This is a genomic window from Micromonospora sp. CPCC 205554, from assembly GCF_036902745.1.
Classification (GTDB): domain Bacteria; phylum Actinomycetota; class Actinomycetes; order Mycobacteriales; family Micromonosporaceae; genus Micromonospora; species Micromonospora tulbaghiae.
The window spans coordinates 1-11,966 of record NZ_JBAKHP010000032.1 but is presented as its reverse complement, the minus strand read 5'-3'; the positions used below and the strand labels follow the sequence as shown (position 1 = coordinate 11,966).

The window sequence follows — 11,966 nt, the reverse complement described above, 5'->3', positions numbered from 1 at the left end:
CGAGGAAGGCGCCTGCATGATCGAGATCCTGAGCCCCACCGACGTCCGGCGGGCGCGGGACACCGGCGCCCTGGTCGCCCGCATCCTGCAGACGCTGCGTAGCAGCACCACTGTCGGCACCAACCTGCTCGACATCGACAGGCAGGCCCAGCGCATGATCGCCGAGGCCGGGGCGCAGTCCTGCTACGTCGACTACGCGCCGTCGTTCGGGCGCGGGCCGTTCGGCCACTACATCTGCACCTCGGTGAACGACGCGGTGCTGCACGGGCTGCCGCACGACTACGCGCTCGCCGACGGCGACCTGCTGAGCCTCGACCTGGCCGTCTCGCTGGGCGGGGTGGTAGCCGACTCCGCGATCAGCTTCCTCGTCGGTGACGCCCGGCCCGCGGAGAGCGTCGCGCTGATCGACGCGACCGAACGGGCGTTGCGCGCCGGGATCGCCGCCGCCGGTCCCGGCGCCCGCGTCGGCGACCTCTCGCACGCCATCGGCTCGGTCCTCACCGAGGCCGGATACTCGGTCAACACCGAGTTCGGCGGCCACGGCGTCGGGTCGACGATGCACCAGGACCCGCACGTGTCGAACACCGGGCGGCCAGGGCGCGGTTACACGCTGCGTCCCGGGCTGCTGCTGGCCCTGGAGCCGTGGGTGATGGCGGACACCGCCACGCTGGTCACCGACGCCGACGGGTGGACGCTGCGCAGCGCGACGGGCTGCCGCACCGCGCACAGCGAGCACACCATCGCCATCACCGACGACGGCGCGGAGATCCTGACGCTGCCGAAGCCGTGAACGACGCTGCGGCAGGCGTCCGCAGCTCTCCCGCGTTCCGGCCCGACGCCGCGTCCTCACGCGGCCGCGCAGCGTTCCCGCAGCGCCGGCACGCCGGGGCCGGTGAGGTCGTCGCAGTAGGCGGCCCGCCCGGCCATCGCCATCAGCAACGCGACAGTGGTGCCGCTGACCAGCGGGCCGGCGCCGGCGGCGAAGGGCCCGTCGATGGCCTCCACCCGCAGGCCCTCGATCGCGCTGCGTCCGGCCACCGTGAAGTCCCGGCCGGCGAAGAACCGGGCGACCGGCGTGACGGCCTCGACCGACGGCGTACGTGTCAGACCGAGCGGACGGCGGATGTCCTGGGCGTGCACGACCACCTCACCGAGCCACGCCTCCGTCGGCCCGAACGTCGACGTGGTGCTCCCGATGATCCGGCGGAACCGGTCGAGCGTCTCCCCCGGGTCGGCGCCCCGGTGCTCGGCCAGCCGGCGGTCGTTGTGCAGGTCGAAGTCGAACCGGGCGCCGAGCACGCTGGCGACCCAGCGGGCGCGGCCGACGCTCGCCGCCGCGGTCATGTGCGCGAGCGTCTCCTCCACCGACCACCGGCTGCACAGCGAGGGCCGGACCCACTGCGCCGCGTCGAGCCCGGCGAGATCGTCGGCCAGGGCGGCGCGCTCGGCGTGCGCGAGCGCCCACAGCTCGCGGCGGGTCAGCGTGTCGGACATGAAACCTCCAGGGTCGGGCCGTCAGAGGTAGGACCGCGCTGCCTGGACGAACTCACCGCTCCCCGCTCCGCCGATCTTGGAGTTGTGGTGGTTCGCAAATCTGACATCGGCGACCTTCGAGGCGCCACAACTCCAAGATCGACGCTGAAAATGGGCGGGCTGCACGTTTGCTGCACGTCCGCTGAACGCTCGCCGGTGACGCTTCTCGCACACATCAACCGCAAGGGAGAAGCGTCATGTCACACAGGTACCTCACCACCGCCCGTGCCGCCGCCTCGGTGGTCGGTGCACTCGTCCTGACCGCCGCGGGCCTGCCCGGCGGCGCCACCCCGGCATCTGCGGCCTACATCGTCCCCGCCGACTGCGGCCCCTACTCCGGAGCACCCGTGCCGGCCGGATACACCACGAAGTTCGTGCCGGCGGGCGGGCTCTACGTCAGCAACAACACGAGCGGTCCGGAGTTCATCATCGGCACCAACGGTTCCGACGTCATCGTCGGAAGCGTCGACAACGACGCCGTCTGCGGGTTCGAGGGCAGCGACAACATCCAGGCCAACAGCGGCGACGACATCGTCTACGGCGGGTTTCACGGCGACGACATCTGGGGCGATCTCGGCGACGACAACCTCCACGGTGACGGTGGCGCCGACACCATCCACGGGGACCGCTTCATCGGGCCCAGCGCACTGGACGGCGACGACCGCGTGGACGGCGGCAGCAACGACGACCACCTCTACGGCGACAAGGGCGTGGACACCCTGGTCGGCGGCCCCGGCTGGGACGACGGTGACTGCGGCCCGGACGCGGTGATCGACGACCCCCGGCCCACCCTGGATCTCCCGATCAACTGCCCGTGATCCCGCCGGCACGGCGGTCCGCGCACCGGGAGACCGGGTACGCGGACCGTCGCGCTGCCGCCTGTCGGATCGTCGTCACGCCCGGTCCGACCAGCACCGCCCCCGGCTAGCGTGACAGTCCGTGGCGGTGGAGTTCCGGGTGCTCGGCGACCTGGACGTCCGGATCGACGGCCGGGCGGTCCGGGTCGGTCACGCCCGTCAGCAGTGCGTCCTCGCCGCCCTGCTGGTCGAGCCCAACCGTGTCGTCGCGACCGGACAGCTCATCAGCCGGGTCTGGGGCGACGAGGTGCCGGACGGGGCCACCGCCACCCTGCGTGGCTACCTGTCCCGGCTCCGCCACGCGCTCGCCGGCGCGGACGAGGTCCGCATCGTCCGCCGCCATCCCGGCTATCTGCTCGCCGTCGACCCGGACCGCGTCGACCTGCACCGCTTCCGCGACCTGACCGAACAGGCTCGGTGCGCCGGGGACGACGCGACAGCGATCAGCTGCCTGGAACGGGCGCTGGGTCTCTGGCGCGGCGAGGCGTTCGACGGGCTGACCACGCCGTGGCTGGCAGCGTACCGGCAGACGCTCGACCGGCAGCGGCTCGCCGCCGCGCTGGACCGCAACGACATCGCCCTGCGGCGCGGCGGGCACGCCCGCCTTCTCCCCGACGTCCTGGCGCTGAGCAGCAGGCACCCGTGGGACGAGCGCCTGGCGGCGCAGGCGATGCTCGCGTTGTACCGGTGCGGGCGGCAGGCCGACGCCCTCGAACACTTCCACCGGATGCGCCGCCGGCTGGCCGCCGAGGTCGGTGCGGACCCCAGCCCGCCGCTGGCGCAGCTCTACCAGCAGATCCTCACCGCCGACGCGGCCATCGCACCACCGGACTCGCCGGCCCGCGACGAAGCAAGCGCGACGGCCACCGGCACGGCACGGGATGCGGGCACCGTGCCCCGGCAGCTACCAGCGTCACCAGGGGTCTTCGCCGGCCGGGCCGCCCAGCTCGCGCGCCTCGACGAGCAGCTCGGCGACGCGGGAACCCCGGACGGCGCCGGATCGCCGGTGGTGATCTCGTCCATCGGCGGTGGCGGTGGCGTCGGCAAGACCTGGCTGGCCCTGCGGTGGGCGCACGCCAACGCCGGTCGCTTCCCCGACGGCCAGCTCTACGTCAACCTGCGCGGCTTCGACCCGACCGGGGAACCGGTGGAATGGCCGGCGGCGGTGCGCGGCTTCCTCGAGGCGCTCGGTGTCGAACCGGCACGCGTACCGGCCGCCCCGGACGCCCAGGCGTCGTTGTACCGCACGCTCGTCGCGGGCCGCCGGCTGCTGGTGGTCCTCGACGACGCCCGCGACACCGCCACCGTGATCCCGCTGCTGCCCGGCACGCCCACGAGCGCCGTCCTGGTGACCAGCCGCCGGCAGCTGGCCGGCCTCGTCACCACCCACGGCGCGCGACCGCTGCCGCTGGACGTGCTGCCCGACGACGAGGCCCACGAGCTGATCGTCCGGCAGGTGGGTGCCGCACGGGTGGCGGGGCACCCGGACGCCGTCGCGGACATCATGCGCTTCTGCGGGGGTCTGCCGCTGGCGCTCGGGATCGTGGCGGCCCGTGCGGCGCTTCACCCCGACCTCCCGCTGTCGTCGGTCGCGGCGGAGCTGACCACGGCGGTCCGCCCGCTGGACGCGCTGGCCGGCGACGAGGCGACGACGAACCTGCGCGTGGTGCTGTCCCGCTCGCTCGCGGCGCTCACGCCGGCCGCGGCGGAGGTGTTCACGCTGCTCGGCCTCGCCCCGGGCCCGGACATCAGCCGGGCCGCGGTGGCAAGCCTGACCGCCCGCGCGCCGGACGAGCTGCGCCCGTCGCTGCGCGAGCTGGTCGACGCGCATCTCGTGCAGGAGCACGTCGCGGGCCGGTACCGCATGCACGACCTGGTCCGGAGTTTCGCGGTCGAGCGGGCGACAGGTGATCGGGCCGGTTCCCGGCCCGCGCTGTGCCGGCTGGTCGACCACCACCTGCACACGGCACACGCGGCCGCACTGCTCCTGTCCCCGCAGCGCGACCCGCTGACCCTCACCCCCGCCGCGCCGGGGGTGACCGCCGAACGGCTCGACGACCTGGCGGCGGCGCTGGCCTGGTTCACCCGCGAGCACCAGGTGCTCATGGCGACCATCGAGTACGCGGCCGGCAACGGCCTCGACGCCGCTGCCGGGCAGCTCTCGTGGACCCTGGCCACGTACTTCGACAGGCAGGGCCACTGGCACGACTGGGCCGCGGTGGCCCGCCGGGCGGTCGAGGCGACCGGACGCTCGGGTGACCGCCCGGCGCAGGCCCAGGCGCACCGGCTCCTCGCCGGGGCCTGCTCCAACCTCGGCCGGTACGCCGAGGCGCAGCGCAACCTGCTCGCGGCGCTGGACCTGTTCGCCGCCCTGGGCGACGACGAGGGGCGGGCGCACACCCACTTCGACCTCAGCATGCTCCACGACCGGCAGCGGCGGCCCCGCGAGGCCCTGCCGCACGCCCGGCGGAGCCTCGCCCTCTACGAACGGGTCGGGAGCCCGCTCAAGCAGGCGGTCGCGCTCAACGCGATCGGCTGGTACCACTCGCAGCTCGGCGAGCACCACGACGCGATCACGTTCTGCCGCCGGGCGCTCGCCCTGTCCGAGCAGGCCGGGAGCGCGTACGGGCAGGCGAACACGTGGGACAGCATCGGCTTCGCCCACCACCACCTCGGCGAGTACGACCAGGCGGTCGACTGTTTCCACCAGGCTCTCGCCCTGTTCGCCGAGATCGGTGACCGGCATGCCGAGGGCATCGTGCTGGACCACCTCGGCGACACGTGGGCCGCGGCCGGGCGGCCGGACGCGGCCCGGGACGCCTGGCGACGGTCGCTGGCGCTGCTCGACGAGCTCGGTCACGCCGACGCAGCGGCGGTAGGGCGCAAACTTCACCGGTGAGACGGTCAGAGCGCCACGATCGCGGCCGACTCCGGCGGCAGCTCGACGCCGTCGCGCATGACCGTGACGCCCTCGGACGTGGCGAGCAGCACCCGGCGTACCACCCCGGGCAGGTTGATCCGCTGCGCCCGGCCGACCAGGTTCGCCACCACGAGCGTGTCGCCGCGCCGCATCACCAGGAACCGGTCGCCGTGGCGTACGTCGACCCGGTCCAGCCGGGGGTCGGACAGGTCGGCCCGGGACCGGCGCAGCGCGATCAGCCGCCGGTACAGGTCGTACGTCTCGCGGTGCTCCGGCTTGTCCAGCTCCGCCCAGTCCAGCCGGGACCGCAGGAACGTCTGCGGGTCCTGCGGGTCGGGCACGTCGTCGGTGGCCCAGCCGTGGCCGGCGAACTCCCGCCTGCGGCCGGTGGCCACCGCCGCCGCGAGTTCCGGCTCCGGGTGGCTGGTGAAGAACTGCCACGGCGTGGAGGCCGCCCACTCCTCCCCCATGAACAGCATCGGCGTGAACGGCGCGGTCATCAGCAGCGTCGCGCCGACCCGCAGCAGGCCGGGCGACAGCGTGGCGGAGATCCGGTCGCCGGTGGCCCGGTTGCCGATCTGGTCGTGGTTCTGCAGGTACGCCACGAAGCGGTGGCCGGGCGTGCGCTGCCGGTCGACCGGGCGGCCGTGGCTGCGGCCGCGGAAGCTGGACCAGGTGCCGGTGTGGAAGAACCCGCCGGTCAGCACGTCGGTGAGGCATTCCAGGGAGCCGAAGTCGCCGTAGTAGCCCTGCCGCTCGCCGGTGAGCAGCGTGTGCAGCGCGTGGTGGGCGTCGTCGTTCCACTGGGCGTGCAGGCCGTACCCGCCCGCCTCGCGGGGCGTGATCAGGCGCGGGTCGTTGAGGTCGCTCTCGGCGATCAGCGACAGCGGCCGCCCGAGGTGTGTCGACAGCGCCTCCACCTCGGCGGCGACCTCCTCCAGCCAGTGCACGGCCCGGCCGTCCGGCATGGCGTGCACGGCGTCCAGCCGCAGCCCGTCGACGTGGTAGTCGCGCAGCCAGCCCAGCACGCTGTCGGCGATGTAGCGGCGCACCCCGTCGGAGTGCGGGCCGTCCAGGTTGACGGTGCGGCCCCAGGTGTTGCTCTGCTCGGTGAGGTACGGCGCGAACCGCGGCGCGTAGGCCCCGGAGGGCCCGAAATGGTTGTAGACGACGTCGAGGATCACCCCCAGGCCCTTGGCGTGGGCGGCGTCGACGAACCGTTTCAGGCCGTCCGGGCCGCCGTACGGCTCGTGCGGGGCGTACCAGCAGACGCCGTCGTAGCCCCAGTTGTAGTCGCCGTTGAACGCGTTGACCGGCAGCAGCTCGACCATGTCCACGCCGAGGTCGACCAGGTGGTCGAGCTTGGCGATCGCCGCGTCGAACGTGCCCTGGAGGGTGAACGTGCCGATGTGCAGCTCGTACAGCACGCTGCCGGGCAGCTGCCGGCCGGTCCAGGCGGCGTCGGTCCAGCCGAACGCGGCGTGGTCGTAGAGCCGGCTGGGCCCGTGCACCCCGGCCGGCTGCCAGGCCGAGCGGGGGTCGGGCAGTGCCTGGTCGTCGTCGTCGAGCAGGAACGCGTAGTCGGTGCCCGGCCCGGCGCCGGGCACCTCGACCCGCCACCAGCCGTCCGGCCCGGGACGCATCGCGTGGTCGGCGACGCCGGGCAGGCGCAGCCGCACCCGCGCGGCCTCGGGCGCCCACACCGTGAACTCGGTCATGCGGCGGCCTCCACAGAGTCGGTGGGTGCGAGGAGGGCGACGGGATAGGTGCTCAGCAGATCATCCAGGAGCAGCTCAGAACCACTGTAGACCCGCCCGGTGAACAAGTCGGTGCACTGATGAACGGGAAGTGACACGGTCGTGTCCCGCCAGCCGCCCGAGCGGGCCAGCCGCAGCGGCAGCCGGGTCGCCACCGCGACCGCGCCGCCCCGGTCGAAGGCCACCGCGTGCGCGGCGCCCGGGCCGCGCACCGGCACCGGCCGGTAGCCGCCGAACAGGTCCGGGCGGTCGCGGCGCAGCCGCAGCGTCCGGGACACCACGAGCAGCTTGGCCGCGCCGTCGCCGGCCACCGCCGGCCGCCAGCCGGCGTCGAGCCGGGCCAGCATGTCCCGGCGTACGGCGAAGTCGACCGGCCGCCGGTTGTCCGGGTCGACGAGCGAGTTCTCCCACAGCTCGGTGCCCTGGTAGACGTCGGGCACGCCGGGCATGGCGAGCTGCACCAGCTTCTGCCCGAGCGCGTTGGACCAGCCGGGCGGGGTGATCTCGGCGGCGAACGCGGTGATCTGGGCGTGCAGTTCCGGGTCGTCGTACATCCGGTCGACCAGGGCGTGCAGCTCGTGCTCGAAGGCCGGGTCCGGGTCGGCCCAGCTGGTGGTGACCGAGGCTTCCCGGGCGGCCTTCTCGGCGTACCCGTGCAGTCGTTCCCGTTCGATCGGCCACGCCCCGACGGCGGTCTGCCAGAGCAGGTGGGCCAGCGCGGGGTCGGCCAGCGGCGCGCGGGACATCCAGTCGGCGACCCGCTCGGCCCAGCGGCCGGGCAGCTCGGACAGCACCGCGAGCCGGGCGCGGACGTCCTCGCCGCGCTTGGTGTCGTGGGTGGAGAGCGCGGTCATGCTGGCCGGCCAGCGCACGTGCCGGGTGGCGGCGAAGCGGTGCAGCTCGGCCGGGGGCACGCCGAAGTGGGCCGGGCTGCCGCCGACCTCGTTGAGGGCGACGAACCGGCTCCATCGGTAGTACGCGGTGTCCTCCACGCCCTTGGCCATCACCGCGCCGGTGAGCTGCGGGAACCGGGCGGCCAGCTCGTGGCCGGGGTCGCGCAGCCGCGCGGTGACCGCGTCCAGCACGCCGGTCAGGTCGGGGCGGCGGCGGCCGGCCTCGCTACGGGCGGCGGCCAGGTGGCGGGCGCCCTCGGGCGGGTAGCCGCGGTAGACCGGGAAGCACGCGGCCAGCTCGGCCAGGGCGGCGCGGACCTGCTCGCCCGGCAGCTCCGGCACGAGCGCGGCCAGGCGGGTCAGCTCGGCGGCGAGCAGCCGGGTGGCGGCCTCCAGCTTGGTGGCGTGCGTCAGGTCGGCCCAGGAGGTGTACCGCCCGGTCAGCCGGCCGTCGAGCGTGGTGAACTCGGGTTCGGCGTCCGGGTCGACGAACAGCCCGGACACGGCGGCCAGCGCGTCGTAGCCGGTGGTGCCGTCGACCGGCCAGTCCGGCAGGTCCTCGCCGTACTCCAGGATCTTCTCCACCACCAGCCAGTGCTCCGGCGCGGCGGCGCGCAACCGGGCCAGGTAGCCGGCCGGGTCGCGCAGCCCGTCCGGGTGGTCGACGCGGATGCCGTCGACCTCCCCGGCGTCGACCCAGCGCAGGATCTCCGCGTGGGTGGCGTCGAAGACCTCCGGGTCCTCCACCCGCAGGCCGGCCAGGTCGGACACGGCGAAGAACCGGCGGTACGTCAGCTCGGCGTCGCCGCGCCGCCAGTTCACCAGCTCGTAGTGCTGCCGGTCGTGCACCTGCCGTGGCGTCCCGTCGCCGGTGCCGTCGGCGACCGGGAAGCGGTGCTCGTGGTAGCGCAGCTCCCCGTCGACGAGCTTCAGGTCGTCGAGCGCGTCGGCGGTGTCGGCGAGCACCGGCAGCAGCAGCCGACCGCGGTCCCAGTCGATGTCGAACCAGCGCGCGTACGCCGAGTCGCGTCCCCGGCGCAGCACGTCCCACCAGGCCGGGTTGGCCTCGGGGCGGGCCACCCCGGCGTGGTTGGGCACGATGTCCACGACCAGGCCCAGTCCGGCCGCGCGCAGCGCCCGGACCAGCCGCGCCCGGGCGGGCTCGCCGCCGAGCTGCGGGTTGACCGCGCGGTGGTCGGCCACGTCGTAGCCGTGCGTGGAGCCGGGGATGGCGGTGAGCAGGGGCGCGGTGTAGAGGTGGGTGACGCCGAGCGCGGCGAGGTAGCCCGCCAGCTCGGCCGTGGCGTCCAGGTCGAAGCCGGGACGCACCTGCACCCGGTAGGTCGAGCGGGGGGTGTGGGACATCGGTCAGGCCGTCCTCTCCAGGACCAGCAGCGAGCGGTCCGGCACGCAGACCGTGCCGCCCGCGTCGACGAGCGTCGTCTTCTCCGGATCCGGTTCCGCGGTGCTGATCACCAGCTCCCACCGGGTGCCGAACTCCTCGCCGGGCAGCGTGAAGTCCAGCGGCGCGTCGTGCGCGTTGAACAGCAGCAGGAAGGAGCTGTCCCGGTGGCGCTGGCCGTACTGGCCGCGTTCGCCGATGCCGTCGCCGTTGACGAACAGGGCCACCGAGCGGCCGAAGTCGTTGCCCCAGTCCTCGCCGGTCATCTCCCGGCCGTCCGGGGTGTACCAGGCCAGGTCCGGCAGCCCGGAGCCGGCGGCCCGGCCGCCCACCGGCAGGCCGGTGAAGAACCGGCGGCGGCGGAACACCTGGTGCCGGTTGCGGAACTCGGTGAGCCGGCGGACGAAGTCCAGCAGGCCGGTGTCGGCCCGGTCCCAGTCCACCCAGGCGATCTCGCTGTCCTGGCAGTAGGCGTTGTTGTTGCCGCGCTGGGTCCGGCCCAGCTCGTCGCCGTGGCCGAGCATCGGCACGCCCTGGGACAGGATCAGCGTGGCCAGGAAGTTGCGCCGCTGCCGGGCCCGCAGCGCGAGCACGCCCGGGTCGTCGGTCTCGCCCTCGACGCCGCAGTTCCAGGACCGGTTGTGGCTCTCCCCGTCCCGGTTGTCCTCGCCGTTGGCGTCGTTGTGCTTGTCGTTGTACGAGACCAGGTCGGCCAGGGTGAACCCGTCGTGGCAGGTGACGAAGTTGATGCTGTGGAACGGGCGGCGGCCGTCGTCCTGGTAGAGGTCGGCGGAGCCGGAGATGCGGGAGGCGAACTCGGCGAGCGTGGCCGGCTCGCCGCGCCAGAAGTCGCGTACGGTGTCGCGGTACTTGCCGTTCCACTCGGTCCACTGCGGCGGGAAGTTGCCGACCTGGTAGCCGCCGGGGCCGACGTCCCACGGCTCGGCGATGAGCTTGACCCGGCCGACCACCGGGTCCTGCTGCACCACCTCGAAGAACGTGGACAGCCGGTCCACCTCGTAGAACTCGCGGGCCAGCGTGGCGGCCAGGTCGAACCGGAAGCCGTCGACGTGCATCTCGGTGACCCAGTAGCGCAGCGAATCCATGATCAGTTGCAGCGAGTGCGGGCTGCGCACGTTGAGGCTGTTGCCGGTGCCGGTGTAGTCGACGAAGTAGCGCCGGTCTTCCTCGGAGAGCCGGTAGTAGCTCGGCGTGTCGATGCCCTTGAAGCTCAGCGACGGGCCGAGGTGGTTGCCCTCGGCGGTGTGGTTGTAGACCACGTCGAGGATGACCTCGATGCCTGCGGCGTGCAGCGCCTTGACCATGCCCCGGAACTCCTGCACCTGCTGGCCCAGGCGGCCCAGCGCGGAGTAGCCGTGGTGCGGGGCGAAGAAGCCGATGGTGTTGTAGCCCCAGTAGTTGCGCAGCCCCAGGTCGGCCAGGCGGTGGTCGTGCACGAACTCGTGCACCGGCATCAGCTCGACGGCCGTCACACCGAGCCGCTTGAAGTGCTCGATCATCACCGGGGAGGCGATCGCCGAGTACGTGCCGCGCAACTCCTCCGGGATGCCCGGGTGGCGCATGGTCAGGCCGCGCACGTGCGCCTCGTAGATCACCGAGTGGTGGTACGGGGTGCGCGGCGGCCGGTCGTTGCCCCAGTCGAAGTACGGGTTCACCACCACCGACTTCGGCATGTACGGCGCCGAGTCGGCGGTGTTCATCCGGTCCGGGTCGCCGCCGACCTCGTAGTCGTAGACCGACGGGTGCCAGGTGACCTCCCCGTCGACCGCCTTCGCGTACGGGTCGAGCAGCAGCTTGTGCGGATTGCAGCGCAGCCCCTCGGCCGGGTTCCACGGCCCGTGCACCCGGTAGCCGTAGCGCTGGCCGGGCTCCACGCCGGGGATGTAGGCGTGCCAGACGTACGCGTCGACCTCGCGCAGCTCCACCCGGCGCTCGGTGCCGATGTCCCACTCGTCGAACAGGCACAGCTCGATCTTCTCCGCCACCTCGGAGAAGATCGCGAAGTTGGTGCCCATCCCGTCGTACGTGGCGCCGAGGGGGTAGCTCTCGCCCGGCCAGACCTGCATGTCGCTCCTTCGGCCCATGATCGTGAGCGCATCGGACAGGGGGCACCGCCGATGCGCACGCCGGTGATGCCCCGTCGTACCCCCCGTCAATCCACCCGTTCGGACCGTAACCGAATCCGCCCTCCTGAGTCCGGACAGACGTTCGGGTGTCATCCGTCACGATCGCCCTTTTCGAGATGCGGACCGGCGGCGGATGGACTTTCCTGGATCCGGGCCCACGCGCGCGCGGGTCCGCCCGGCCGTTCGGCCACCCCTCACCACCACCGCTCGTCGCCGCCACCGATGCCGGCGTGCCTCACCATGCATGGACGGAGATCGACGTGACCACTCTGCGGGTCGGCGCTCAGCCCGCCACCGCGACGGACGGCTCCACCGGCCCACCCTCACCTCCCGCCCGGCCCCGCCGTCGCCGGCCGGGGCCGGGCCCCGGACCCGGCGCATCCTGATGCTGTCGTGGGAGTACCCGCCGGTGCTCGTCGGTGGCCTCGGCCGCCACGTCCACGCGCTGTCGGTCGCC

7 protein-coding genes and 1 pseudogene are annotated in these 11,966 nt (G+C 73.4%); 4 read left to right on the top strand and 4 right to left on the bottom strand.

Annotation, left to right across the window (positions count from 1 at the left end; translation table 11 throughout):
- Window positions 1-16: 16 nt before the first annotated feature.
- The gene (gene map / locus V6U82_RS27180) at window positions 17-790 is read left to right on the top strand and encodes a type I methionyl aminopeptidase (RefSeq protein WP_334466034.1); all 774 of its coding nucleotides are present in this window, start codon (window positions 17-19) and stop codon (window positions 788-790) included.
- Window positions 791-846: 56 nt separating this feature from the next.
- Here the strand turns inward: map and V6U82_RS27175 are convergent, their stop codons facing one another.
- Window positions 847-1,494, bottom strand: coding sequence for a maleylpyruvate isomerase family mycothiol-dependent enzyme (locus V6U82_RS27175; protein WP_334466031.1), 648 nt, complete (start codon window positions 1,492-1,494; stop codon window positions 847-849).
- Window positions 1,495-1,730: 236 nt separating this feature from the next.
- Between V6U82_RS27175 and V6U82_RS27170 the strand changes: the two genes are divergently transcribed.
- Window positions 1,731-2,351 (top strand): calcium-binding protein, encoded by a 621-nt coding sequence (locus V6U82_RS27170; protein WP_334466028.1) that lies wholly within the window; start codon window positions 1,731-1,733, stop codon window positions 2,349-2,351.
- Between the two features lie 121 nt (window positions 2,352-2,472).
- Window positions 2,473-5,289: an AfsR/SARP family transcriptional regulator gene (locus V6U82_RS27165; protein ID WP_334466025.1), complete on the top strand. Its 2,817-nt coding sequence runs from the start codon at window positions 2,473-2,475 to the stop codon at window positions 5,287-5,289.
- A gap of 5 nt (window positions 5,290-5,294) precedes the next feature.
- Here V6U82_RS27165 and treZ read toward each other — a convergent pair whose 3' ends face one another.
- From treZ to glgX, 3 genes are read right to left on the bottom strand one after another with little or no spacing between them, the layout of a single operon-like run.
- Window positions 5,295-7,028, bottom strand: coding sequence for a malto-oligosyltrehalose trehalohydrolase (gene treZ / locus V6U82_RS27160; RefSeq protein ID WP_334466022.1), 1,734 nt, complete (start codon window positions 7,026-7,028; stop codon window positions 5,295-5,297).
- Entirely contained in the window at window positions 7,025-9,325 is a 2,301-nt protein-coding gene (gene treY, locus V6U82_RS27155; RefSeq protein ID WP_334466019.1) for a malto-oligosyltrehalose synthase, read from the bottom strand. The genes treZ and treY overlap by 4 nt, the downstream gene beginning before the upstream one ends.
- 3 nt (window positions 9,326-9,328) lie before the next feature.
- A complete protein-coding gene (gene glgX / locus V6U82_RS27150; protein WP_334466016.1) occupies window positions 9,329-11,449 on the bottom strand; it encodes a glycogen debranching protein GlgX in 2,121 nt (706 codons plus the stop codon).
- 320 nt (window positions 11,450-11,769) lie between these two features.
- Between glgX and V6U82_RS27145 the strand changes: the two are divergent.
- Window positions 11,770-11,966 (top strand): annotated as a pseudogene (locus V6U82_RS27145) (glycosyltransferase family 4 protein); the annotation flags it as partial.